The sequence below is a fragment of the Desulfoluna sp. CYM3A genome (assembly GCF_056829965.1).
This window is the reverse complement of the sequence record NZ_CP186556.1, coordinates 75,353-99,771: the sequence shown is the minus strand read 5'-3', so window position 1 is coordinate 99,771 and position 24,419 is coordinate 75,353. Positions and strand designations below refer to the sequence as shown.

19 protein-coding genes and 1 pseudogene are annotated in these 24,419 nt (G+C 60.4%); 11 read left to right on the top strand and 9 right to left on the bottom strand.

Features of this window, described 5'->3' with window-relative positions; all coding sequences use genetic code 11:
* Positions 1-17: 17 nt before the first annotated feature.
* Positions 18-1,631 carry a PilT/PilU family type 4a pilus ATPase gene (locus ACOYW1_RS00575; RefSeq protein ID WP_482421262.1) on the bottom strand — a complete coding sequence of 538 codons (1,614 nt, stop codon included), beginning with the start codon at positions 1,629-1,631 and terminating at the stop codon, positions 18-20.
* A 216-nt stretch (positions 1,632-1,847) separates the two neighbouring features.
* Positions 1,848-2,237 carry a hypothetical protein gene (locus tag ACOYW1_RS00570; RefSeq protein ID WP_482414759.1) on the bottom strand — a complete coding sequence of 130 codons (390 nt, stop codon included), beginning with the start codon at positions 2,235-2,237 and terminating at the stop codon, positions 1,848-1,850.
* A 525-nt stretch (positions 2,238-2,762) separates the two neighbouring features.
* On the opposite strand from ACOYW1_RS00570, the gene ACOYW1_RS00565 reads away from it, so the two are divergent.
* The 5 genes from ACOYW1_RS00565 to ACOYW1_RS00545 all read left to right on the top strand — a co-directional run bounded on the left by ACOYW1_RS00565 (position 2,763) and on the right by ACOYW1_RS00545 (position 8,456).
* Positions 2,763-4,481 (top strand): Na+/H+ antiporter NhaC family protein, encoded by a 1,719-nt coding sequence (locus ACOYW1_RS00565; protein WP_482421261.1) that lies wholly within the window; start codon positions 2,763-2,765, stop codon positions 4,479-4,481.
* Positions 4,482-4,820: 339 nt separating this feature from the next.
* Complete coding sequence (locus tag ACOYW1_RS00560) at positions 4,821-5,030, top strand: hypothetical protein (protein WP_180136638.1); 210 nt, start codon at positions 4,821-4,823, stop codon at positions 5,028-5,030.
* A gap of 1,035 nt (positions 5,031-6,065) precedes the next feature.
* Positions 6,066-6,461, top strand: a complete 396-nt coding sequence (locus tag ACOYW1_RS00555) for a hypothetical protein (RefSeq protein WP_482421260.1) — start codon at positions 6,066-6,068, stop codon at positions 6,459-6,461.
* Positions 6,376-7,056 carry a TRAP transporter substrate-binding protein gene (locus tag ACOYW1_RS00550; RefSeq protein WP_482423628.1) on the top strand — a complete coding sequence of 227 codons (681 nt, stop codon included), beginning with the start codon at positions 6,376-6,378 and terminating at the stop codon, positions 7,054-7,056. The genes ACOYW1_RS00555 and ACOYW1_RS00550 overlap by 86 nt, the downstream gene beginning before the upstream one ends.
* Before the next feature lie 245 nt (positions 7,057-7,301).
* Positions 7,302-8,456 (top strand): uroporphyrinogen decarboxylase family protein, encoded by a 1,155-nt coding sequence (locus ACOYW1_RS00545; RefSeq protein WP_482414756.1) that lies wholly within the window; start codon positions 7,302-7,304, stop codon positions 8,454-8,456.
* A gap of 166 nt (positions 8,457-8,622) precedes the next feature.
* Here the strand turns inward: ACOYW1_RS00545 and ACOYW1_RS00540 are convergent, their stop codons facing one another.
* Positions 8,623-9,330, bottom strand: coding sequence for an IclR family transcriptional regulator (locus tag ACOYW1_RS00540; protein ID WP_482421259.1), 708 nt, complete (start codon positions 9,328-9,330; stop codon positions 8,623-8,625).
* Positions 9,331-9,876: 546 nt separating this feature from the next.
* Between ACOYW1_RS00540 and ACOYW1_RS00535 the strand changes: the two genes are divergently transcribed.
* The 3 genes and pseudogenes from ACOYW1_RS00535 (at position 9,877) to ACOYW1_RS00525 (ending at position 11,454) form a co-directional block, all read left to right on the top strand.
* Positions 9,877-10,506 carry a corrinoid protein gene (locus ACOYW1_RS00535; RefSeq protein WP_482421258.1) on the top strand — a complete coding sequence of 210 codons (630 nt, stop codon included), beginning with the start codon at positions 9,877-9,879 and terminating at the stop codon, positions 10,504-10,506.
* 296 nt (positions 10,507-10,802) lie between these two features.
* A pseudogene (locus ACOYW1_RS00530) lies at positions 10,803-11,006 on the top strand (histidine phosphatase family protein); the annotation flags it as partial.
* A gap of 25 nt (positions 11,007-11,031) precedes the next feature.
* Positions 11,032-11,454 carry a histidine phosphatase family protein gene (locus tag ACOYW1_RS00525; protein ID WP_482421257.1) on the top strand — a complete coding sequence of 141 codons (423 nt, stop codon included), beginning with the start codon at positions 11,032-11,034 and terminating at the stop codon, positions 11,452-11,454.
* A gap of 307 nt (positions 11,455-11,761) precedes the next feature.
* Here the strand turns inward: ACOYW1_RS00525 and ACOYW1_RS00520 are convergent, their stop codons facing one another.
* From ACOYW1_RS00520 to ACOYW1_RS00500, 5 genes are all read right to left on the bottom strand, one after another.
* Positions 11,762-12,781 carry a peptidoglycan DD-metalloendopeptidase family protein gene (locus ACOYW1_RS00520; RefSeq protein WP_482421256.1) on the bottom strand — a complete coding sequence of 340 codons (1,020 nt, stop codon included), beginning with the start codon at positions 12,779-12,781 and terminating at the stop codon, positions 11,762-11,764.
* A gap of 609 nt (positions 12,782-13,390) precedes the next feature.
* A complete protein-coding gene (locus tag ACOYW1_RS00515) occupies positions 13,391-14,821 on the bottom strand; it encodes a methyl-accepting chemotaxis protein (RefSeq protein ID WP_482421255.1) in 1,431 nt (476 codons plus the stop codon).
* On the bottom strand, positions 14,821-15,453 hold the full coding sequence (locus ACOYW1_RS00510; RefSeq protein WP_482421254.1) for an MCP four helix bundle domain-containing protein: 633 nt from the start codon (positions 15,451-15,453) through the stop codon (positions 14,821-14,823). Before ACOYW1_RS00510 ends, ACOYW1_RS00515 begins: the two co-directional genes overlap by 1 nt.
* 290 nt (positions 15,454-15,743) lie before the next feature.
* Positions 15,744-16,592, bottom strand: a complete 849-nt coding sequence (locus ACOYW1_RS00505; RefSeq protein WP_482421253.1) for a hypothetical protein — start codon at positions 16,590-16,592, stop codon at positions 15,744-15,746.
* 133 nt (positions 16,593-16,725) lie between these two features.
* On the bottom strand, positions 16,726-18,732 hold the full coding sequence (locus tag ACOYW1_RS00500) for a methyl-accepting chemotaxis protein (RefSeq protein WP_482421252.1): 2,007 nt from the start codon (positions 18,730-18,732) through the stop codon (positions 16,726-16,728).
* Between the two features lie 423 nt (positions 18,733-19,155).
* Between ACOYW1_RS00500 and ACOYW1_RS00495 the strand changes: the two genes are divergently transcribed.
* Together ACOYW1_RS00495 and arsB are read left to right on the top strand one after the other, a co-directional pair.
* Positions 19,156-19,590: an arsenate reductase ArsC gene (locus ACOYW1_RS00495; RefSeq protein WP_482421251.1), complete on the top strand. Its 435-nt coding sequence runs from the start codon at positions 19,156-19,158 to the stop codon at positions 19,588-19,590.
* Between the two features lie 25 nt (positions 19,591-19,615).
* On the top strand, positions 19,616-20,800 hold the full coding sequence (gene arsB / locus ACOYW1_RS00490) for an ACR3 family arsenite efflux transporter (protein ID WP_482421250.1): 1,185 nt from the start codon (positions 19,616-19,618) through the stop codon (positions 20,798-20,800).
* 73 nt (positions 20,801-20,873) lie between these two features.
* Here the strand turns inward: arsB and ACOYW1_RS00485 are convergent, their stop codons facing one another.
* A complete protein-coding gene (locus tag ACOYW1_RS00485) occupies positions 20,874-21,194 on the bottom strand; it encodes an RNA recognition motif domain-containing protein (RefSeq protein WP_180137148.1) in 321 nt (106 codons plus the stop codon).
* A 740-nt stretch (positions 21,195-21,934) separates the two neighbouring features.
* Here ACOYW1_RS00485 and ACOYW1_RS00480 point away from each other — a divergent pair.
* The gene (locus ACOYW1_RS00480) at positions 21,935-24,388 is read left to right on the top strand and encodes a glycogen/starch/alpha-glucan phosphorylase (RefSeq protein ID WP_482421249.1); all 2,454 of its coding nucleotides are present in this window, start codon (positions 21,935-21,937) and stop codon (positions 24,386-24,388) included.
* The last annotated feature ends 31 nt before the right edge of the window (positions 24,389-24,419 follow it).

Genomic DNA, 24,419 nt, shown 5'->3' with positions numbered 1-24,419 from the left:
GAGTGGATCCCCGCCCTTTAGCCTTCCCTGGCCGCCATGTACCCGTTCCGGGTGGAGGCGTTCTGCAGGGTCCCGATGTTTTCCATGTACCGGGCGGCATCCTCGAAGGTCACCTCCCCCCTGGAGTAAAGATCCGCCAGGGAAAAATCCAGGGGGACAAACTCCTCGCCGGCCGTCTGCATCTGGGTGCGGATCATGTGGGTCTTCTCTTCACGAATCAGGTTCTTCATGCGGTAGCTGTTGATGAACTTTTCCACAGCCAGAACAAGCCCCTTGCCGTCCCGTCTGGGAATCAGCCGCTGGGAAATCGTGCAGAGAAGGGAGGCGGAAAGAAGGCTCCTGATGAGGTTCTGCTGATGGGAGGGGAACATGTTGATCACCTGTTCGATGATCCCCGTGGCGTTGTCGGCATGGACCGTGCTGATCACCAGGTGCCCGGTATTGGCCGCCCGAAGGGCGATCTCGAAACTCTCCTTGTCCCGCATCTCTCCCACCACGATCACGTCCGGTGACTGCCGGAAAATGCTTCGCAGCCCGTCATGGAAGGTCTCGCAGTCTCGCCCCACCTCCCGCTGGTTCACGTTGCACTTCTTGTGCTTATGAAGGTACTCCACCGGGTCTTCCAGGCTGATGATGTTGCACCGGCGGTTGTCATTGATGATGTCCACGATCTTGGCCAGGGTGGTGGACTTTCCGTGGCCGGCCGGTCCGCACACCATGATCAGCCCCTGGGGCTTCAGGGCAAAGTCGTGGACCCAGTCCGGCAGGCCGAGGGCTTCCATGCTGGGCAGCACCTCGGGCAGGGCCCGGAAAGCGATGGAGACCGTGTTGCGCTGTTTGTACAGGGCAATGCGGAACCGCCCCACCTCCTTGACGTTCAGCGCCATCTCCACATCGTTTTCCACCTGGAACCTGCGCCACTGGTCATCGGTAAGCAGCTCGCGGGCATACTTTTCACAATCTGCAGGGGAGAGTACCCCCATGGGCATGCGCTTGAGCTGGTTGCTGATCTTCAGGGACGGAGGCGCCCCCGCCGAGATGAACATATCGCTGGCCCCCTGCTTGACCATCTCCTCCATCAGGCTTTTCAGCTTCGGCGCCTTTTCGATGCGAAGGCTCAAAGCCTCGGCCGTGCGCCGGATCACCTCCCCGGAGATGCCGTCGCCGTATCCCCCGGCAAGGGACTGGAGGGCCGCCTCCATCATGAAGCTCGGGGTCACAACGGGCCGTATCTTCATGCCCAGGGAAAACCCCAGGTCATTGATGGTCATGAAATCCTGGGGCGCCACCATGGCAAGGACAAGTTCATGCCCCTCCAGGCGTACAGGAAGGACGCGCAGGGTCCGCATCTTCTCCTGGGGAATCATGTCCAGGACATGCTGGGGGATGTTGATGCTGAAGAGATTGACGGGCTTCACCTCAAAATGCTTGCTCAGAAACTTCAACAGGTCGTCCACCCCGATGAAGCCCATGTCAATGAGGATGGAGCCCAACTGCCCGCCGTCGTGCATCTGCCGTTTCAGGGCCGTCTCCAGCTGCTCTTCGCTGATGTAACCGTACTCCATCATCAGTTCGCCCAGGCGATGCTTCCGCCCCGGAATGCGCTTGGCGCCACTGCTCTCCTTTGCCATGGTGATGCCTCCTTTCTGCGCGGGCAGCGCCCTCCTCCGGGCCCGGATGTACCACAGACCAAAGCGAGACCAACCCCGCATGAGTTCTCACATTGCCTCAAGGATTCAAGACTGATTTTCGCAACGATTTTAGGAATCATGCCGGGTGACAAGGCATGATATACAAAGACAGATTCCCCGTTTCACGGGCCATCGCACAGCGCCCGGCCCGTAGCGTCAGGGGACGGGATTACCGTCGGCCAGGCTGTGGATGATTTCGACCTCCACCATCACCTCGACGCTGCCCGCCCCTTCAGGGTCCCGGACCCGCATGGAGACGCACATCTCCCCGCCGCTGAGCCCCTGCACCGTGGCATAGTACTCCCCCCATTCCGGGCGGCTCTCTTTCATGGCGTCGTGCCCGGAAAACCACAGGGATATGGCTTTGAGCATGCCCCTGGGAACCTGCTTCCGGTTTGTAAAATAGGTCATGGCCGGGATGCCGCCGTCGGGATTCCCCGGGTAGTGTTTTTTCCGGTCCATGGAGACAAAGAGGCCGGACATCTCTGGGGGCAGGGTCCTTATTGCCTGGGTGATACGTGCCTGCTGAACCGGTGCGCCATCCATAGCTCAACCTCCGTGTGGCCCTGCAAGGGGCTGGTGGAGAAAGACTCTGGGGAAACCATAGGGAAACATGACAAATTGAGGTAATTTTCGATGGGTGCAATTATACCCCATCGCCCCTCTCCTTTCAAGGCACAGCCTCCCCGGCACAGCGGATCATCCGGGCTGTCCGGGGCGCACCCCACCGGAACAGAGCCCCTCTATCACAGGGATTTCGCGCCTGCAACGCGCTGTTATTCCCTGATTTACCCCCGTCAGATCACCGCTGCCCCCCGGCATCCCCCTCATTTTTCCCTTGCTTTCCTACCTCATTCCTGCTTTTTCTCAATGACGGCAATCTCATAAAAAGTACTGACAACCGTTCATAAAAGTCAGCATGCCGCGCGATGAAATACCCCTGACGGCATCACAGGTGTGGCACGCCCCACTGCACGGCAGCCACACAGCCTTGCCATACGACTCGACCCGGTGGGATCTGGCCACCGGGTAACCCTGCAACACATGCGTTACAGTTTAAGGAGGATACCCATGGTTCGTTCACGCAAAATGGCCTTGTTTACGGCCGTTTCGTTTTTATTGACCCTTGCAGTCCCCGCGATGCTCCTGGCCGCCGATCCGGCGATGGCCAAGGCCAACGCGGATCATTTCAAGATGCTCACCCTGATCCCGCCGGTGGTGGCCATCGTGCTCGCCTTTGTCACCCGCAACGTGGTGCTCTCCCTGTTTGCAGGCATCTTCTCCGGCACCTTCATGCTCTCCCTTGAAGGCGGTGTTGTCTCCGCTTTCAAAGACGGCTTCATCAAATTGAACCACGAGGTCCTGAGCTCCCTGGCCGATCCCTGGAACGCGGGCATCGTCCTGCAGTGCCTCGCCATCGGCGGCCTCATCGCCCTGGTCTCCAAAATGGGCGGCGCCAAGGCCATCGCCGAGGCCCTGGCCAAGAAAGCCACCGGTGCCACCAGCGCCCAGCTCTACGCCTGGTTCATGGGCCTGTTGATCTTCTTCGACGACTACGCCAACTCCCTCACCGTGGGCCCCATCATGCGACCGGTCACCGACCGCATGAAGATCTCCAGGGAAAAGCTGGCCTTCATCATCGACGGCACCGCCGCCCCCATTGCGGGCATCGCCCTCATCTCCACCTGGGTGGCCTACGAAATCGGCCTCATCAAAGACGGCTACGCAGGACTCGGCATCGAGGCCAACGCCTACGGCCTCTTTGTGGGCACCATCCCCTTCCGGTTCTACAACATCCTGATCCTCATCTTCATCGTGGCCACGGCCGTCATGCTCCGGGAATTCGGTCCCATGCTTACCGCCGAGAAGCGGGCCCGCAAAACCGGCAAAGTCCTGGCCGACGGCGCCAAGCCCATGGTGGCCGCCGAGTCCACCGGCCTTGAGCCCGATGAGTCCGTCAAGCTCAACATCTGGAACGCCATCATCCCCATCATGACCCTGATCCTGGGGGCCTTCGTCGGCTTCTACTTCAACGGACGGGGCGCCATCATGGGCGGGGACGACGCTGCCCTCATCCAGCTCCTCAAGGAGAGCCCGGCCTCCTTCACCGCCATCCGGGAAGCCTTCGGTGCGTCGGATGCCTCCATCGTACTTTTTGAGGCGGCCCTCTTCGCAGGCATCGTGGCCATGATCCTGGGGGTTACCCAGAAGATCTACACCATCGAGGCGGCCGTGGACACCTGGGTCCAGGGCGTGAAGTCCCTTGTCATCACCGGGGTCATCCTCCTCCTGGCCTGGTCCTTAAGCTCCGTAATCAAGCAGCTCGGCACCGCCATGTACCTTGTGTCGGTTCTCTCCGACGCCATCCCGCCCTTTACGCTGCCGGCCATCATCTTTATCCTGGGCTCCTTTATCTCCTTTGCCACGGGTACCTCCTACGGCACCATGGGGATCCTGATGCCCCTGGCCATTCCCCTGGCCCACGCCATCAACCCGGAGAGCGGGTACATGCTCATGAACATCGGTGCAGTCCTCACCGGCGCCATCTTCGGGGACCACTGCTCTCCCATCTCCGACACCACCATCCTCTCGTCCATGGGTGCGGCCTGTGACCACATCGACCACACCCGGACCCAGCTGGTCTACGCCGTGACCGTTGCCCTTGTCACCGTGTTCCTCGGCTACATCCCCGCAGGCCTCGGTGTACCCGTGTACATCATCCTGCCCGTGGCCGTGGTTGCCCTCATCGGCATCCTCTTCTTCTTCGGCAAACCCGTGGAAGAGGCCTGATCCGTCCCTTCGGGATGAGCTTTGAGTCAGTCCCCGCCCCTGCGGCGGGGGCTGTCTCCCCTGTATTGGTAAGACATCTCTGTTTCATTCCCCCTTTGTGAGACACAGCCCGCCCCCCGGGGCTTCCGCGTATCTCCCACCGACCTGTGCAATCGCCCCGCAGCCCGATCTATCTGATGCCACGGCACATTCGCTCCGTCACCCAGGGCCCGCCTCCGGTTTTTACCACCTTCTCCCCCGTTCTCCCGCGCTTCTGGCATGTATCTTGAAAGATTGAATCACAGGGAAACGCCCGTTGCGGAGCGCCCTGTTGAACGGAACCCAAGCAGGAGACAAAACGTGAGAGCATGTGACCACAACATAAAGACAACCCTTGAACTGGTTGAGGCCATGATCCAGCTGGCGGAAAGAGGGGACAGCGACCGTGAAGACAGCGGATGCGGTATCCTGTACGGCATCCTCCGGGACGCCGCTTACAAGATCAAGCAGGTGGCGGAGATGGAGCGGGAAGCCCATATTCGGAAAGGCTGGTGGGAAGAGCACCCTTGAACGAGATCGACCCCGAGACCTCCCCACCTTCCGGTAATGGCCGGTGACACGACGCGTTTTCATTCCACCCAGCACCCGAACACGGGACACAAAAAGAGCCCTTTGTACTGCATCGCCCCACGGCAAAGCCTGCCGTCACACCCATCGCTTTTCTCTGAGCAAGGGGCGCGCCCAGCCTGAAAGCACCTCCAACCCACGTCCCCGCACCGCTGAACAAAAACGGGCCCCCACACCCCGGATCACCGGGGCGTTCCCTTGTGGATTCCATGGCAAGGACGGGTTCGCCTTAGTGCCCCCAAGTGAACCGACAGACCAGCCCGCACATCAGAGAAAGGGTACAAAACGCATGTCACCCTCCCATCCACCGTCCACCCGACGGATGCATTCTCCCCTCCCCAGGTGCCCTGCCTGCGCTTCATGACTCCCATACCCTACTGAATCAACAAGACAAACCCTCGTCCGCACCGTAGAATACGGAGAAATTCTCTGCGTCCTCTATTCCCATAATATGAAACTAATATTTTATTTTATCATATTGTGTTGACACTATCCAAAAAGGTGTGCCACCTTATCAACCATCGGGGTGAGCAGAGAGGTCCATGCCCCCTCTCTTCGGCACACACCGCCCCGACGCAACCCAAGGGCACGGACATCCCTGATTGTAACGTTGAAACCTTTGCACTGTGCCACCATGCCCTGTGGTGGTGAGCCAAAGGAAGGGCCGGGATCTCAACCACGCCGGCCATGGAGTTACAGCAAACGTACACAGGGACATCCCCAGAAAGAGACCACGCGGCGCCTCCCAAGGCCCGCCTCCAGATACATACCGCTGGGTGCCCGGATCGCTCTGCCCGACGACCCTCCAGGTGCCCTGTTTCGAACCGCAACGCGGCGGCTCGAACCATGCGAACGCGTACACCGTCCGTTGCCTTCATGGGAACGGACAAGGCATATATCCCTGTATGGTTACCCGGGGTCCCAATCCGCCCCAAACCGTATATGCCCCAATCAACAATGCGTATAGGAGGAGGTAGTATGTTACGTAAGTCTTTTGCCGTTGCCCTTTCATTCCTTACCCTGGCCGTGTTCGGCCTCTCAGGCGCTCAGGCCGCACAGACCATCAAGCTGGGCTACGGTGATCCCCCAGAGTCTGACCAGGGCGTTTACGCCCGGCGCTTCAAAGCTATTGTGGAAGGTCTTTCCGACGGCGAAATCAAAGTGGAGCTCTTCTCCGGCGGCGCCCTGGGCACCGAAACCGAGATGCTCCAGACCACGCGAAAAGGGACCCTCCATGTTCCTCCGTCTTGGGCGGCGCCCGTCGTCCCGAGGCTGGGGCACCCTCACCATGCCCTACCTCATCAAAAACGAGTACGATGCGGTGAAAGCCACCACCGGCGAACTCGGCGCCTTCTGGAACGAGACCTGCGTTAAAAAAGGGGGATTCCGTATCCTCGGCTGGGTCTACTCCAACTTCCGCCACCTCACCAACAACAAGCGACCCGTTACCTCCCTCAAGGACGTCAAGGGCCTGAAGATCCGTATCCCCCAGAACAAAATCCACATGGCCACCTACCGCGCCTGGGGCGCCAACCCTGTGCCCATCTCCTGGCCCGAGACCTTCACCGCCCTTCAGCAGGGCGTGGTGGACGGACAGGACAACCCCTACATCGTCATGCACACCTCCAAGTTCCAGGAAGTGCAGAAGTACTGCACCGAAGTGCACCACATGTATGCCCTGCAGTTCCTCTCCGTGGGTGAGCGCAGCTGGAAAAAATACGACCAGAAAACCCGGGACATCCTGACCCGCGCCGGTATCGAGGCCCAGCAGTACAACCTGCTCTTCCAGGTCAGCGAAGCCTCCAAGGCCAAAGAGGCCATGGCTGCCGCAGGGGTCCAGATGGACAACCTCACCGATGAAGAGGAGTGGATCCGCCTGGCCAAGGAGAAGGTCTGGCCCGAGTTCTACGACTTCATCGGAGGCAAGGACCTCATCGACAGAGTCGAAGCCACCCTCGAAGCAAAATAACCCCAGTGCTTCCCTCCACTGCCTCCGGTTAGCCACCCTGACCGGAGGTGTCCCCCGATGCCTGCAAGTGATTCGGCCGAGGACGACCCGGGCCGACCACGCGTCCGCCCCGGCCGTGTTCAGCCGAACCGCAACTTTAAAAAACAAGGGGTTTTCCGGCACCTGCACCAGGCCCCGGAGCCCCAGTGCCCAAACGACGTGAACCCACAGACACGAGATCCCTTTCCGGGATGAAGGAGTGATCCATGAACCATAAAGAACGCGCACTCACCGCCCTGAACCACGAAGAGCCGGACCGGGTTCCCATCGACCTGGGAGGTCGCAACACCACCCTCATGCTCAACGGATACGAGGCCTTCAAGAAAAAACACGGAAAAGAGGACCTCACCACCGAGGTCATGTCCAAGGTGTGGCAGACGGCCTTCATCGATGAGCACTTCCTGAAAATGTACAACGCCGACTTCCGCCATGTGCGGCCCAAAAACATGGTGGTCCTGGGCGAGGACGTGAAGCAGGAGTTCACCGAAGACGGTTGCGAAATTTTCACGGATCAGTGGGGAGTCAAAAGGAAAGTGGACGGCGAATACGCCACCATCCACGAGTACAACATGAAAGAGCCCACCCTGGAGGCCATTGAAAACCACCCGTGGCCCCATGCGGCCACGGACTTTGACTTCAGCCATGTGCGGGAAGAGGCAAAAAAGCTCCACGATGAAGGGGAGTACGCGGTGGTGGGATGCATGGGAAGCCCCGGCAACCTCTTTGAGCAGTGCTGGTGCATGCGGGGCATGCCCGAGTTTTTCATGGACATGATGGCCAGAAAGGATTTCGCCCACGCCCTGCTCCGCAAGGTCTGCGACCATCGAAAAGAGAACGCCCGCCTCTTCCTCGAAGAGGCCGGTGAGTACATCGACGTCATCCAGTGCGCCGACGACCTGGCCATGCAGAACGCCCCCTTCATGTCCATGCCCATGTACCGGGAATTCATCAAGCCCTACCAGGCCGAGCTTTTCAGCTACATCAAGAGCATGACCAAGGCAAAGCTCTACTACCACAGCTGCGGGGCCGTCACAGGCCTTCTGGACGATCTCGTGGAGATCGGCGTGGATATCTTAAACCCTGTCCAGGTCTCGGCCACGGGCATGGAGACCGACCAGCTCAAAAAACGCTTCGGGGACAAGCTCTCCTTCTGGGGCGCCATCGACACCTTCCATGTCCTGCCCAACGGCAGCGTCGACGACGTCCGCAAGGAAGTGGCCACCCGCATCCGGGACCTCGCCCCGGGCGGCGGCTACATCCTGGGGTCGGTCCACAACATGCAGTCCGACATCTCCCCTGAAAATGTCGTGGCCATGCTGGAGGCCGCCGTGGAGTTCGGCCAGTACCCCATCGCCTGCTGATTTCCTCCTGGGTCCCCCACGTGGTGGACTCGAAAGGCCAGCCAGCCCCCCTTCATCCGTGAAGGGGGGCTTTTTTTATGGTGGCAAACCCGGCGCAAAAAAAAGGCGGCGCTTTTAAAAAAAGCGATCCGCCAGCCATACAACGCCATGTCCGGGCAACGCCCTGTCAGCCGATGTTCTGCTTGAGGTAGCCCACCAGCTCGTCCCGTTTGGACTCCCATTCACGGCCCACAAGGGCATCCACAGCCATGGCCCCTACGATTTTGCCTTCGAATTTCAAGGGATAGGAGACCCCAAGCCCCCCCTGGACAAGAAAGGACTCTGCGTACCCGTAGCCCAGCTTCCTGGAGAGCGCCACAAATTCCATAAAGGTCTCGCGGTCCACCAGCAGCACATCGCGAAGCCGCTCTGTGTTTCGGTCCAGAATGGCCGTGATCCTCTCATCGTCGAGGAAGGCCAGCATGCCCATGGACGGAGACCCGAACCCCAGGGGTGCCCGCTCTCCGGGTCGACAGGCCGCCAGCTGGATCACGTTGGTACCCTGGTAAATCCCCACGCATTTGCAGTCGTCCCCCTCCCGGATAAACAGGGAGGTGGTGTAGCCGAACATCCGGGCCACGTTGCCTGCCAGCGCCCCGTAGCTCGTCCGCACATAGTGCTCCATGGAGAGGCCGGAGTAGATCACGCTGTCCGAGCCGATGATGTAGGTCTTGTTTTTCTGGTCAAAGGAGAGGAACCCGCAGTCCGTCAGCACCGAAAGGAGCCTGTGGGCCGTGGAGGTGGTGATCTCCATGGTTTCGCTCACTTCTTTGAGGGTGGTGGGGGACTCCCCCCGTTGAATGATCATCTTCAATATATTGAGGGTACGATACACACTTTGTGCGCCTTGAATCATGGAATCCAACCTGTGGTGTCTTGGGATCCGTCACTCTCTTCCGGCCGGACCGGCCTGCAGAATACCTCGAATCCATCATTAATTCACAACGATGACATACCCACGCCCCGGGAAAATTGCAAGTAAAATCCCAGGTTCCCAGGCGACTCCGCACCCCATTAATTTCATATTGTGGGATAATAATTATAAATTCCCATATCAGATCGCACACGATATCCCCTGTGTCATGATGCCCGTGAAGATGCCGGGAAGCCACTGTCACACGGTCCATCCCCCGTCTTCCCCATGCACCGCGCAAGCGGAAATCCCTGATGCCCAGGCACCGTTCAAGGGAACCCGCTGCAGGGACGGTACCCCGTCAAGGTCCCGTCCAGTCAACCGATCTGTTTTTTCGACGGACGGGTTCGCACCCGACCACAGGCGCCGGCAGTGATGTGCGCCGCCCCGTCCTTTCCGGCCCAACCAACCGCCAGGTCCCGGAAAGAACGATGCCATCTGTCCGTCTTCATCAAAGGAGTAAGCAATATGTCTGTTGAAAGTGTCTTCGATGCCGTCATCGGCCTTGATCCGGCCAAAGTGGTTGCAGATGTCAACGCTGAAATTGAAGCAGGAACCCCCGTCGATGAAATCCTCAACCAGGGGCTCATCCGTGCCATGGATGTTGTGGGAGAGCGATTCGCCGGGGAGACCTTCGTCCCCGAAATGCTCATGTCCGCCCACACCATGAAGGCCGGTGTAGAGGTCCTGAAGCCCCTGCTCACCGGGGAGAGCGTGCAAAAGGTGGGAACCATCGTCATCGGCACCGTGCACGGGGACCTGCACGACATCGGAAAAAACCTGGTCTGCATCATGCTGGAAGGAGCGGGATTCAACGTGGTGGATCTGGGCGTGGACGTGCTGAAAGAAAAATTCATTGAGGCGGCCATCGAACACAAGGCGGACATTATCGGGCTCTCCACCCTCCTGACCACCACCATGTGCGTGGTGGAAGAGACCGTTGAGGCCATCAACGAAGCAGGCCTGCGCGACTCCGTGAAGATCATGGTGGGAGGCGCCCCCCTGAACCAGGACTTTGCAGACCGCATCGGGGCCGACGGCTTTGCCCCGGACGCCGGTGCCGCAGGCAAAATGGCCCGGGAGCTTGTCCTTCACTAGCCGCAATCAGCCTCCGGCGGCGAGATGAGCCACCCCGAAAGCAAGTTGCCGGAATGCCCTTCCCTCGTTCCTCGGGGAAAAGCGCATTGGCCTTTGATGTTGATCGGCCTGAATCTGCTTTTTAAAGGCCTGTTTGCTAAACCCGTCAACATGTGCAGGGGCTTTGGACTCCGAGCGTTTACGAACCCGGAGGCCTGTCTTTGCCTCGTCCCTCACCCGCCCCGCAACCATCGCCTTCTTTTTCTCAACCCCCTTGCAATTTGCAGGCATCGCGGTATGCTCATCCACGTTTTCACATGAACCCTTCAAGAAGACGGGATACTGCCATGGCACCTGCCCCCACCACCCTTTTTCTGCGCCATGCGCACGCCCCCAACCTTGAATGCCGCCTTCAGGGCCACGCTAACTCACCCCTTACGGAGACCGGACGCAACCAGGCCCGGGCCGCCGGAGACATCCTTGCAGACACCCCCATTGCCGCAGCCTTTTCCAGCCCCTCGGGCCGCGCCGTGGGCAGCGAACCCAATGATCGGATACTGGGACATCCCCACGCACCACGACGGGCTCCGGGAGATCGGCCTGGGCCCCCTGGAGGGCATGCCCCTAACCGAGGCGGAGAAAATTCACCCCAAGGCATGCCGGGACTTCTGGGAAGCGCCCCAGGACTTTGACCTGCCCGGGGCCGAGCGGTACAGCCAGGTGCAAAACCGGGTCCTTGCCGCCATCGACGAACTCTTCCAGGCCCACAAGGGCCAGGCCATTCTCCTGGTCTCCCACGCCATCGCCATCAAAACAGCCCTGGCCCACTTCCTGGGCAAGGCCATCTGGGAGCTGGGCGACATCCGGCTGCCTGAAAACGGCCGCATCCTCACCCTGCAGGCAACAGACGGACACCTGGCCCTGAAGGACCCGGAGGCCTGCCTCTTCCAGGCAGAAGCCAGTCACTAAAAAGAGCTGTGCTTTCTATGGTTAAAGTGGGTGGAAAAATCAGGTCTCCGGCGGCCAGGTGGGGCACCTTGAATAGTTAGAAATCATGTAACTATTCAGCTCAAAATTGCCTCCGGCGGCCCTGCCGGGGGCCAAACTTTTGCCCGATTTTATGAGTCGGGTTTGACAAACAGGTCTTAAGTAAGCCTTCCAGGCTACGCCGAAATAATTTCGACATTTTCACACCCGCCTTAGAAGAGTTTTTTGCGGAGCTTTTTTTTAAAAAAGCGACCCGCCGGAGGCTGGCTTTAAGGGCGGCTATGAGATATCACCCTTTGGATTCTGTGGCCTCGCCACCTGCCTTCTGGTCGCCGTCTGCGATCCTGGCGATGGAATCCAGAAGCTGTGGCCGGTACCGGGCCATGATGCGGGAAAATTCGTCTTTGCGGGTTTTGTCGATGGACGAGGCACGGGGGGTGTCGATCTTGGTGGGGTCCACGGGCTTGCCGTGGATCTTCATGCGAAAGCAGAGATGGGGCCCGGTGGCAAGGCCGGTGGAGCCCACGTAGCCGATGAGGTCTCCCTGCTTCACCTTTTTGCCGGTGCGCATGCCCTTGGCAAAGCGGGACATGTGCAGGTAACCGCTCTCGTAACCGTTGCCGTGGGTGATGAGGATGTGGTTGCCCGAGCTGTTGTTGGAGGCCACCCGCTTGAGGGTGCCGCTGCCGATGGCGTAGATGGGGGTTCCGGTGGGGGCGGCGTAGTCAACGCCGTAGTGGGGTTTGTAGCGTTTCTGAATGGGATGGTAGCGCCTCAGGGAAAACCCCGAGGAGATGCGGGTAAAGGCCACGGGGGTTTTGAGAAAGACGTGGCGCAGGTTCCTGCCGTCCGGGGCGTAGTACTCACCGCTGCCGTCGGGCTCTTCCATCCTGAAGGCCTCGTGAAGCTCCCCCTGGTTGGTGAAGGCCACGGCCAGGATCTTGCCGTACCCCTTGAACCGGTTTCCCGCATACCGTTTTTCCACGAGCACCGAAAAGGTGTCCCCCACCCGCAGGTCATGGACAAAATCGATCTCCCAGCCCATGAGGTTGCCGATGCGGACCGCCAGTTCGGGCCTTTCCCCCACGTGGGACATGGCACCGTACAGGGAGGTCCGGATGGAGCCCGTCACCGTCTCGGTGCGTACATCGTAGGCGATGGGCTTTACAACGGCCGTGTAGTCATCCCCTTCCCGGGACACCTCAAGATAGCTATCCGAATCAATGGCGTACTCAAACCGGGCAAACTCTTCGTCCAGGGTGGCCACCTGCCAGGTGTTGCCCACCTGGATCCGGGTAAGGTCGTACACCGGGGTGCATGCCCCTGCGAAGGGGCGGCCAAAGGCGAGAGCCACTTCTTTAATATGGAGGCGGCGGTGTTTCCTGAGGAAACCTTTCCCTTGACCAGGGTCTCCCGGGGCTCCGGGGGAAGGACGGGGGCCTGTGCTTCCGACACTGCTGCCGGGGCGTCGGCGGCATCGACGGCAGCAGACAAAGAGGTCTCATCGTGTTCGTCACAGGCGGTAAACAAAAGGGCAGCCAGAAGGACAGCAAGAAGGGAACGATATGTATAATTCATGAAGCGAATTCACTTACGTTTGGGGTCATTGTATCGGGCAACGGACGCGGCGATGCCCGGCGAGAAAAGGCCGGGCCAGCAAGAATGGGATGAAGAGAAGCCGCCGTCCTGCTGAAGAATTATTGTCAACAGGACGTACCACGATCAATGATTCGCTGTCAAACGGCCCCGATGCCGCCTTGCCCCAAGGGTCGGGAAATCGGCACGAATACCGCATGTTGGGAACACAAAGGCCGGGCAAAGGAAACGGGTGGTACCAATGCGCAAAAAATAAGCCCGTGAATCCTGGAATTCACGGGCTGTGGCTGTCCTGAAAAAACTGAGGAGGGGGAGGGAAGGCTTACAGGGTAAAGCGCCCTGTCATCCCTTTGAGCTCGCCGGCCAGGGTGTTCATGTCTCCGGCGCACCGGGTGAGGATGTCCGTGCTGTCGGTGATCTCCCGGGCCGACACGTTGACATCGGCGATATCCCGGGCAATGGAGGCCACAGTGGCCGAGTTTTTCCCCACCTGGCGGTTCACATCCTCCACCTTGGCCGAGGCCGCCTCGATGTTTCCGGCGATTTCGTTGGTGGCAATGGCCTGCTCTTCCATGGCCGAGGCGATGATGGAGACAATCTCCTCCATCTTCCCCACCACGGAGGAGACATTGGAGATCTCAGAGACCGTGGACTCGATCTGGGCCTGGACTTCGGCCACCTGCTCATGGATTTTTTCCGTGGCCCCGGAGGTCTCACCGGCCAGGTCCTTGATCTCCCCGGCCACCACGGCAAAGCCCCGTCCGGCTTCCCCGGCACGGGCCGCCTCGATGGTGGCGTTCAGGGCCAGCAGGTTAATCTGCTGGGAGATGCCCGAGATGGTCTCGGAGATGGTGCCGATCTCGTGGGCGGACTCGGCCAGGGCCCCCACCTTTTCGGTGGCGTTCTTGGTCCCGGAGACCGCCGAGTCCGTGATCTCCTTGGCTGTGTTGGCGTTCTTGCCGATCTCTTCGATGGTGGAGGCCATCTGCCCGGCGGCGGATGCCACCGAGGAGATGTTATCGGCCGCCTCCTCCACGGAGGAGGCCACAAAGGCAATGCCGGTGTTCATCTCTTCGGCGGCCGCGGCCACGGTGTCCGAGCGCTCCGAAGTCCCTGCGGCACCGGATTTCACCTGGGCGGTGACGGCGGAGAGTTCACTGGACGAGCGGGCCAGGTGATCGACCCCTTCGTTGATGCTCCCCATCATGGTATGCAAACTCTTCACCACGCTGTTCAGCGACGACGACAGGGCTCCGATCTCATCGCCCCGTTTCACCGACAAGGTCCGGGTGAGGTCCCCTTCGGCCATGCTCCGGGACAGATCGACCCCCTCCTGGAGGGGGGAGGTAATGGCCACGCTGATGGCCACCCCGAAAAAGAGAGAGAGGGCCACGGCAATCGCCATGATGATAAAGTTGGCGGCCTGGATCTTGGAATACAGGGCCTGCCCGTCTTCGGTGAGGTGCCGGGCGTCCCGGCTCAGGGCGGCCACGGCCTCGTCCAGAAGGGCCAGGGTCTGGGTCTGCTTTGCCAGGCAGGGGCCGTTGGCCATGGCGTTGAGTTCGATGTTCACGGCCACCGCCTTGTCCACCTCTTCGCCGATCCTGGAAAAGGCCTCGGAGACACTGGACTGCACGGGCAACAGGTCCTGCTGGTAAATCCCCGCGGCCCGGGACCTGAAGCCCTGATCCACAAAGGAATCGATCTGGCTGAAATGCCGCTGCAGGGACATGGCCTCCAGCTCGATGTTCATCAGCTCCCCTTCAATCGCCTCTCTGAGCGAGGGGATTGTGCGCGCCACGGTTGTTCAAGGGACTCGGCAATGACGTTCCAGTCCGTGCCGTCCTTGTCTTCAAGGGTGTAGATCCGCCGGGCCATGCGATTGACCGCGGCGTCAAAGGCCCCTTTGGCCTTCAGGGTCTCAGCGTGGAGCGGAAGGGGGTTGAGGATGCCTGTGGCCTCCAGCTCTTTGAGCTTGGCAAAGAAGGCGTCGTTGACGCCCGTCCACTCTTCAAAGGACTGGGTGTAGGCCTTCCACGCCGCGTCCACCTCCGGTGACCGGGGAAAGGCCTCAAAGGCCGCCATGCTTTCGGCGTATTTCGTTCGAACAATATCCAGCTCTTCATATTCGGCCTGGAGGGCCTCCGGGTCCAGGTAGGCACTCAGGAGCCCTTGCTGAGCCTGCACAAACCGATTTGCCAGCTCACGCATCTCCGCGATGTGCTCCATGGCCGGCAGGCTCTCTTCGGTGGCCGTCTGGAGGTAACGCCCGATGGTGGTGGCCGCGTATCGACCGAAAAGCCCGATCACCACCGTTGCCACCGAGAGCAGCAAAAAACTTCCCACCAGTTTTTTCTTCAAGGGAATATCACTGAGTTTCAACATACAGAGCAGCCTCCTTTCCTTCCGTTCGATGGTCCGTGTCTGCCGACCATAACGGACAGGCATCGGTCCCCCTCACAAACCAAACCTTATATCACGACAAATGCTACCCCTAAGGGAACGCACCGTCATATTTCCAACCTCTCAAATTTATTCGGCATACCCAAGCACTGCCTTTACTGATTTATTCCTTACGATGCGGGGATCTCGGGCAGCGGCGGAGGTAAAGGCCGCAAATCAGACGACAAAGAACAGGTAGAAAAAAGCACAGCCCCCGGCCACGCCATGGCTGTCTACCGGTTCAGCCTCAGGATGCCCACGCCCAGAAGGGTCATCAGGGTGGAGAGCACCTTCATCAGGTCCAGCCGCTCCTTGAGCACCATGACTCCCAGGAGCAGGGCAAAAATGATGCTGGTCTCCCGCACCGCCGCCACCATGGCAATGGGGGCCAGGGTAAAGGACCAGGTCACCATGGCGTAGGCGGAAAAAGAAGCGCCCCCGCCCTTGAGGGCAAAGGCCCACTCGTGGCAGACCACCCGGGTCAGGATCCCGGGCCTGAGGACCCGCATCACCGCGGCAAACCCAATGGCGTTGAGCACCGACAGGCAGCCGTAAAAGCCAAGGGCCGTGCCCGCCACCCGGGCCCCCATGCCGTCCACCAGGGAGTAGGAGGCGATGAAGCACCCCGTCACAATGGAGAGAAATGCGGCCTGGCCGTTGCGGAGCCCGTCGCTTTTGCGCACCAGGGTCAGGCTCATGATCCCGGTGCCGATGATCCCGATGGCGGCCATCTCGCTGTAGGAGAGTTCCACCCCCAGAAGCCCCACGGACACCACGGCCACGATCATGGGGGCCACCCCGCGGGCCAGGGGATAGACCTGGCTTAAGTCCCCGATGCGGTAGGAGGCCAGCAAAAAGAGCTGGTACCCCACATGGAGCAGGGCCCCTGCCACCAGGTAGGGCCAGGCGTCAAGGGACGGCAGGGGCGCCACCAGAAGGGCGCCCAGGGCAAAGGGGGTGTGCCCCAGCACCACGGCGGTCATGCTCACGTGCTTGTCCGGTGTGTTTTTGACCAGAAAATTCCAGGTTGCGTGCAAGAGGGCCGCAAGCAACACAACGATCATAACGGTAAGAGACATCATAAAACTCCTGTACGGCAGGGGTTAAAGCGAAACAGGCCTCGATAGCAACAACATAGCACATAATGATGCCCCGGCAGGAACGGGGCCCCGGGTCCTGAAACAGGAGCCCGGGGCCCGTCAAAAACCCTGGTCATCAGATCTTGAACTGACCCACCACCTCATTGAGGCCTGCGGCCAGGCCCGCAAGCTCTTCGGAGCGACCGTGGACCGCGTTGCTGCTTTCGGTGAAGCGACCGGCGGACCGGTTCACCCCGGCCATCTCCTCGGCGATCTCACCTGAGACGCCTGCACACTGGGCCACCTGGCCGGAGACCTCCTCCAGGCCCCGGGAGGCCTGGGCAAGGTTCTCGGCGATTTCGCCGGTGGAGCCGGATTGCTGCTCCACGGCGGCGGCGATGGCCCCCACCAGCTCGCTGACGTCGTCGATGACCGCAGAGATCCGGCCGATCCCCTCCACGGATCGGGTGGAGGAGTCCCGGACCCCGTCGATGCGCTGCCGGATTTCGCCGGTGGCCTCGGCGGTCTGACCGGCAAGGGCCTTGATCTCTCCGGCAACCACGGCAAACCCCTTGCCCGCCTCACCTGCCCTGGCCGCCTCGATGGTGGCGTTCAGGGCCAGCAGGTTGGTCTGCTCCGAGATCTCGGAGATGGCCTCGGTGACCTTGCCGATGTCCCCGGCGGCAGCCCCCAGGGCATCCATGATAACGCGTACCTCTTTGGCCTGATGCACCATCTCCGTGGTGACGCCCCGGGCCCTCTCGGAATTCCCGGCGATCTCTTGGATGGTGGCGCGCATCTCCTCGGTGGCTGCTGCCACCATGTTCACGTTGGCGGTGGCCTGCTCGGTGGATGCGGCAACATCGGCCATCACGCGATTGGTCTCCTCGGCAGAAGCCGCCACCGTTCCGGCGCGGTCGTTCATCTCGGTGGCGCCGTCGGACATGGTCACCGAGAGACGGGAGAGCTCGCCCCCGGAGTCCTTCACGGCCTCGGCATTCTCCGCAAGGGTACGGATCACCCCGTGGATTTTGTCGATAAAGGCGTTGAACCAGGTGGCAAGGGCCCCCACCTCATCGCCTGTGCCTGCCTCAAGCCGACGCGTGAGGTCGCCCTCCCCTTCGGCGATGTCCCGCAGCATTTCGGCGGTGTTGACAATGGGGTGCGTCACCACCCGGGCCAGGCCGAGGGCCGCCCCTGCGGCCAGAAGAAAAAGCACGCCGCCGATGCCCAGAATCATCAGGGTCAGGCGCCGGGTCGGCCCCATCACTTCCCGGGTCTCAATGACGCCGATGAGCTTCCAGCCCAGGGTGGGAGAGGTGTAGACATCGGCCAGGCAGTCCACCCCGCCCATCTCCACGGCCACATGGCCCGAAGCGATTCCGTTGAGGGTGGCGTAGGCCGGTGAGTCCAGCTCCGTCATTTTTTTGAAGTTGGTGGCAGGGTCATGGGGGTTGGCCAGGATGGTTCCGTCTCCCTGGACCAGGATGGCAAACCCGCTTTCGCCGATGCGGATGCCGTGAATCATGTCGGTTAAGCGCGACAGGGAGACATCAATGCCCACCACCCCGGTGCGCCTGCCGTCGGGCCCGGTCACCGGGGCCACCAGCCCCACAACCGTCAGCCCGTTACCGCCGGAGAGATACGCAGGGGTCATCACCAGCTTGCCTGCCTCGGCGGGCTTCCGGTACCAGCTCCTCTTGCGGGGGTCGTACCCCGGTTTTTTCACCGCAGGAAGGGAGGTGAGCAACCCGCCGGCCTCGGAACCCATGTAGATCTCGCAATAGGAGGGGCTGGATTCGTGAACCCTCTTGAAAAGACGGTAAAGATCTGCGTTGACGCCTCCGTCCTCAAGGGGAGTGACCCGGGTCTTTTCCGTTGTGTGCACATAGGAGGTGACCTTGTCCCCCACCCCTTTGAGCAAAGGGTCGGAGGCCAGCTGGGTCACGTGGCTGGCAATCCCGTCCATGAAAAGGTTCATGGCGTTGTCCACCTGGACGAGCTCCCGGGTCGTGGCCCCTACAAATCCGTCCATGGACAGCTGCTTTAATTGAAGGGCAACCGCCCCCATGATAATGGCGATGGGGACAACGGCAACGCATGTAAAAGCGATCACCAGTTTCTGCTTGATTGAAAATGTCATGTTCTATGGCCTTTCGACTGGGGCGGCACCCGGGATGTACCTGCCGGTACGGGTTGCCCTGCCTGTGTGTGGGGATGGCAGCGGACTCACTCTCCAGAACAGAGAAGGAAGCCTTTCGTATACATCCCTTGTTTTCGCGTAGAATGACATTTTCTTTACTTTCTTTTTTCCCCGGGATAGAAAATTTCCGTAAATCCCCCGGGACCACACACCCTTCAGCCCCCCCCAAGGCAAAAATAAGTTGCTGTAAAAATCAGCCATACGATACAATGGATGCCGATGTGGCAAGGCCCCTCACACAATCCTTACAAAACAGCGGTATGGTGAACGGTCCATTTAAAGGGAACAGCCCGAGTTCCCTCAACACACACCCAACCGAATCAAAAAAACAGAACACGCATTCACGATTAAGGAGACACACCCATGCCCCAGAAGCTCACCCTTCTCTTTCTCTGCACAGGCAACTCCTGCCGAAGCCAGATGGCCGAAGGCTGGACCCGCCACCTGAAGGGCGATGTCATCGACGCCTGCTCCGCGGGCATCGAGACCCACGGCTTGAACCCCGACGCCGTTGCCGTCATGGCCGAAGCCGGGGTGGACATTTCCGGCCAGAGGTCCCAGAACATTGCCGACTTCATGGAGACAAAAATCGATGTGGTGGTCACGGTCTGCGATCATGCCCACGAGACCTGCCCTCTGTTTCCGGGCGGCGCCAGGGTGGTACACGTGGGATTTGACGATCCCCCCCGGCTGGCCCGGGATGCAACGAGCCGCGAAGGCGAGCTGGACTGCTACCGAAAAGTGCGCGATGAGATCAAAGCCTTTGTGGAGACCCTGCCCGGCGCCATCACCGGATAACCCCATCGCAACATAAGGAGACGCCATGACCACCCCACGCCCCGACGGCGACCATCGCGAAATGAAAAACCCCTTTGAGCGATACCTGACGGTCTGGGTAGGCCTCTGCATTGCGGGGGGCATCCTCCTCGGCAAAATCGCCCCGGAGCTGGCCAGGACCCTGGACGGCATCAGCATCCGGGTCAACGGCGCCCCGGTGGTCTCCATCCCCATCGCGGTCTGTCTCTTTTTCATGATGTACCCCATCATGGTCAAGATCGACTTTGCCGAGGTGGTCAAGGCAGGGAAAAGCGGAAAACCGGTGACCCTGACCCTGGTGCTCAACTGGATGATCAAGCCCTTTACCATGTACGGCATCGGGATTCTCTTCCTGGGGGTCCTCTTCCGGGGCTTCATCGGCCCCGAGGCCACGGACCTCGTCAAGATGCCCTTTGGCCTGGACCTCCCCGAAGGGGCCGCCCACGGGGCAGGCACCGTGGTGGTCTCCGGCGGCATCAGGATGCTCGAAGTCCCCCTGTGGCGGAGCTACCTGGCTGGCTGCATCCTCCTGGGCATCGCCCCGTGCACGGCCATGGTGCTGGTCTGGGGCTACCTGGCCCGGGGAAACGACGGCCTCACCCTGGTCATGGTGGCCATCAACTCCCTGACCATGCTCCTTCTCTACGGGGTGCTGGGCGGGTTCCTGCTGGGGGTGGGCCGCCTCCCCGTGCCCTGGGAGGCCCTGTTTCTCTCCATTGCCGTCTACGTGGCCCTGCCCCTGGTGGCGGGCTACCTCTCCCGACGGTGGCTGATCAAGGCCAGGGGGCGCGCCTGGTTTGAGGAGACCTTTCTCCACCTGCTCACCCCGGTGACCATCACCGCCCTTCTCACCACCCTGGTGCTTCTCTTCAGCTTCAAGGGCGAGGTGATCCTTGCCAACCCCCTGACCATCCTCTGGATTGCCGTTCCCCTGTTCCTGCAGACCATCCTCATCTTCACCTTAGGTTACGGTGCGGCCCGGGTCCTGAGGCTCTCCTACGAAGACGCGGCGCCCGCGGCCATGATCGGGGCCTCCAACCACTTTGAAGTGGCCATCGCAACGGCCACCATGCTCTTCGGGCTCTCCTCAGGCGCTGCCCTGGCCACGGTGGTGGGGGTCCTCATCGAAGTGCCGGTGATGCTCATGCTGGTAAAAATCTGCACCCGGACCCGCCACTGGTTTACCCCATAAAAAAAAGCCCCATGCAGCCGGTCGCTGCATGGGGCTTTTCCTTACTTTTTACGTCAAACGAGGCAGGCACCGCTTAGTAGCGGTCGTACCCTCCGCCGTCTCCGCCGTTGTTGTAACCGCCTCGACGGCCACCGCCGTAATCCGAACGGGGTTTTCTCGGCCGTGCTTCGTTAACGGTCAGGGTCCGGCCCATGATCTCGGAGCCGTTGAGCGCTTCCAGGGCCGCGGCCGCCTGGTCTGAATCAGGCATCTCCACAAACCCGAACCCTTTGGAACGGCCGGTGTCACGATCGGTGATGATGCGTGCTGAATCCACCTCACCAAAATTTTCAAAGACTGTCCTGAGCTCATCATCGGACATACTGTAGGCAATATTGCCGACATATATGTTCATCTGCGCTTTTCCTCATCGCCATTGGTTCCATGTCATCATCGAAATTTACCCCATGGCGAACGCAGACAAACTTCGATACCCGGGATACGTCATCCGGGCTTTTTCCATTTTGCCGGTACCATCAGACCTGGATATCCTGTGTCACGGCCTCCCCACGTTCGGCGCCATTTCGATACAGTACACTTAGTCATTGGAATACCTAAAAGATTACAGATCAACACCAAGGCTGTCAACACGAATAGTGACCGGCGGTTATTTTTTCAAACCCCAGGCCCTGCGGATCTTTTCACGTGTTTCCCACACGCAGGAGCCCCCGTGGACCTTGCATCCCCTTCAGCCCCGGCTCCGGACCCTGAGATTTCTCCCTTGACACGGCAACCAAAACCATGCAATTAATTAGTAATTATAACCAATTATAAGTAATACTCGCCTTTCATATCCATGGCGCCCAGCCCCCATGGTTCCACGCACGAAGGCCCCTTCGCCGGAGTCTCACCCCATCGCCGCCAACCCGACGCACCAGATAACGGTCCCACGGACCATGGCACCTGCCGCCACGGCAAGACAATGCCCCTCCCAACCCACGTGATGCCTCCCCGGGGAACACGGCAGACGCCACACAACCTCGACCCGTAAGCCCCTCGACCCTTCTCATCAAAGGTGTCGACGTCAACACGGCCCTGCTCGCACCCCGCTGCGATGCGACTCACAGAAGGCCCCACCCCATCCCGGAGGACTGAATGAAAGCCAAAGCCAAGTCTGCCAAGCCGTCAGCACCCCATCGCCAGTCTATTTCCCGACACCTGAGGTACTCTTTGGGAACCCCGGAGAAACAGGCAACGCTCCCAAGCCTCTACGAAGCCACAGCCCTTGCCGTACGCGACCACCTCATCGACAAGATGATGGAGACCGAAGCCCGGTATGAGAAAAAAAAGGCAAAGCGTGTTTACTACCTCTCCCTTGAATTCCTCATGGGGCGATCCCTTGGGAACAACCTGTACAACCTGGGGCTCTTCAAAGACTTTGCCCAAAGCCTGACAGACATGGGGGCCGACATCGACGAAATCCGCGCCCAGGAACACGATGCCGCCCTGGGCAACGGTGGCCTGGGCAGGCTCGCCGCCTGCTTTCTGGACTCCATGGCCACCCTGGGCCTGGCCGGATACGGCTACGGCATCAATTATGAGTTCGGTCTGTTTAAACAGGAGATCGACAACGGTTACCAGAAAGAAAAACCCGACAACTGGCTGGGGGACGGCACCCCCTGGCAGATCACGCGCCCCCAGGAGCAGTGCATCATCCCGGTGTACGGGCGCATCGTCCACGCCAAAGACCGCGACGGCAACTACAACCCCATGTGGATGGACTGGAAGACCCTCATCGGGGTCCCCCACGACATGCCCGTGGCCGGGTACGGGGGCAAGACCGTAAACACCCTCAGGCTCTACGCGGCCAAATCCTCCGACGATTTCGACATGGACATCTTCAACACCGGCGACTACTTAAGGGCCGTGGAGCAGAAGATGACCTCCGAGACCGTCTCCAAGGTGCTCTACCCCTCCGACGCCATGGAGTCCGGCAGGGAACTGCGACTGGTCCAGGAGTACTTTTTCGTGGCCTGTGCCATCCGGGACATCGTGAACCGCCACCTTAAAAACTACAAAACCTTCAACACCTTTGCCGACCGGGTGGCCATCCAGCTCAACGACACCCACCCGGCCCTGGCCGTTGCCGAGCTCATGCGCCTGCTGGTGGACGAGCATGCCCTCTCCTGGGACCGGGCCTGGACCATCACCCGCGCCACCTTTGCCTACACCAACCACACCCTGCTCCCCGAAGCCCTGGAAAAATGGCCCGTGGGCCTCATGGAGTATGTGCTGCCCCGGCACATGCAGATCATCTTTGAGATCAACCACCGGTTCCTGGACGAGGTGAAAGCCAAGTGGCCCGGAGACACGGGCCGACTGGCCTCCATGAGCATCATCGAAGAGTCCCACCCCCGCCAGGTACGCATGGCCCACCTGGCCATCATCGGAAGCCATTCGGTCAACGGGGTGGCCGCCCTGCACTCCGAGCTGGTCAAGACCGAGCTCCTGCCCGACTTCTATGCCCTCTACCCCAAACGGTTCAACAACAAAACCAACGGGGTGACCCCCCGGCGCTGGCTCTACAAGGCCAACCCGGGCCTGACCTCCCTGATCACCCGGCACATCGGAGATTCATGGGTCACCCAGATGGAGCGAATCGAAGACCTGGCCCCCTTGAGCCGCGATGCAGCGTTCCAGGACGAATTTGCCGCGGTGAAGCGGGCCAACAAGGAGATCCTGGCCCAGACCATCTGGGACACCTGCCGCCTCAGCGTCTCCCCGGACTCCCTGTTTACCATCCACGCCAAACGCATCCACGAGTACAAGCGGCAGCTCCTCTGCCTGCTTCACATCATCCACCAGTATCTGGAGATCGCAGAGGGGGGCAAGCTCCCCGAGGTACCCCGCACCTACATCTTTGCAGGCAAAGCCGCCCCGGGCTACGAGGCGGCCAAGCGCATCATCAAACTCATCAACAGCGTGGCCGAGACCGTCAACAGCGATGACCGCGTGGGCGATGCCCTTAAGGTGGCCTTTATCCCGGACTACCGGGTCTCCCTGGCCGAAAAGATCATCCCGGCAGCCGACCTGAGCGTGCAAATCTCCACGGCAGGCAAAGAGGCCTCGGGCACGGGCAACATGAAGTTTGCCATGAACGGGGCCCTGACCATCGGCACCCTGGACGGGGCCAACATCGAGATCATGGAAGAGGTGGGGGAGGAGAACATTTTCATCTTCGGCCTCACCGCAGGGGAGGTGCAGGCCATCCGGGCTTCCCACAACTACCGCCCCTGGGAGATCGCCGAGACCAACCCGGCCATCAAGCGGATCCTGGATGCCCTGGGCACAGGCCGGTTCAGCCCGGACGCCCCGGGACGGTTCATCCCGGTCTGCGAGAGCCTGCTCAGCAAATACGACCCCTACCTGCACCTTGCCGATCTGGCGACCTACATCACAGCCCAGGAGCAGGTGGAGACCTGTTACGCCACGCCCCGTAGCTGGATGGAAAAGGCGATCCTCAACGTGGCCCGCATGGGCAAGTTTTCCAGCGATCGCACCATCATGGAATACGCAAAGGACATTTGGAATGCAACGCCCCAGGTCTGACCCGGAGGGCATAATCGCCATACTTTAAGGA

What these genes read in the sequence shown, in the direction of transcription:
- ACOYW1_RS00565 (WP_482421261.1), top strand. Translation starts at nt 2,763, where the DNA reads ATGGTTCGTTCACGCAAAATGGCCTTGTTTACGGCCGTTTCGTTTTTA.
- ACOYW1_RS00500 (WP_482421252.1), bottom strand. Translation starts at nt 18,732, where the DNA reads ATGACATTTTCAATCAAGCAGAAACTGGTGATCGCTTTTACATGCGTT.
- ACOYW1_RS00535 (WP_482421258.1), top strand. Translation starts at nt 9,877, where the DNA reads ATGTCTGTTGAAAGTGTCTTCGATGCCGTCATCGGCCTTGATCCGGCC.
- ACOYW1_RS00525 (WP_482421257.1), top strand. Translation starts at nt 11,032, where the DNA reads ATGATCGGATACTGGGACATCCCCACGCACCACGACGGGCTCCGGGAG.
- ACOYW1_RS00510 (WP_482421254.1), bottom strand. Translation starts at nt 15,453, where the DNA reads ATGTTGAAACTCAGTGATATTCCCTTGAAGAAAAAACTGGTGGGAAGT.
- ACOYW1_RS00495 (WP_482421251.1), top strand. Translation starts at nt 19,156, where the DNA reads ATGCCCCAGAAGCTCACCCTTCTCTTTCTCTGCACAGGCAACTCCTGC.
- ACOYW1_RS00515 (WP_482421255.1), bottom strand. Translation starts at nt 14,821, where the DNA reads ATGAACATCGAGCTGGAGGCCATGTCCCTGCAGCGGCATTTCAGCCAG.
- ACOYW1_RS00505 (WP_482421253.1), bottom strand. Translation starts at nt 16,592, where the DNA reads ATGATGTCTCTTACCGTTATGATCGTTGTGTTGCTTGCGGCCCTCTTG.
- ACOYW1_RS00550 (WP_482423628.1), top strand. Translation starts at nt 6,376, where the DNA reads ATGCCCTACCTCATCAAAAACGAGTACGATGCGGTGAAAGCCACCACC.
- ACOYW1_RS00485 (WP_180137148.1), bottom strand. Translation starts at nt 21,194, where the DNA reads ATGAACATATATGTCGGCAATATTGCCTACAGTATGTCCGATGATGAG.
- ACOYW1_RS00575 (WP_482421262.1), bottom strand. Translation starts at nt 1,631, where the DNA reads ATGGCAAAGGAGAGCAGTGGCGCCAAGCGCATTCCGGGGCGGAAGCAT.
- ACOYW1_RS00555 (WP_482421260.1), top strand. Translation starts at nt 6,066, where the DNA reads ATGTTACGTAAGTCTTTTGCCGTTGCCCTTTCATTCCTTACCCTGGCC.
- ACOYW1_RS00570 (WP_482414759.1), bottom strand. Translation starts at nt 2,237, where the DNA reads ATGGATGGCGCACCGGTTCAGCAGGCACGTATCACCCAGGCAATAAGG.
- arsB (WP_482421250.1), top strand. Translation starts at nt 19,616, where the DNA reads ATGACCACCCCACGCCCCGACGGCGACCATCGCGAAATGAAAAACCCC.
- ACOYW1_RS00545 (WP_482414756.1), top strand. Translation starts at nt 7,302, where the DNA reads ATGAACCATAAAGAACGCGCACTCACCGCCCTGAACCACGAAGAGCCG.
- ACOYW1_RS00480 (WP_482421249.1), top strand. Translation starts at nt 21,935, where the DNA reads ATGAAAGCCAAAGCCAAGTCTGCCAAGCCGTCAGCACCCCATCGCCAG.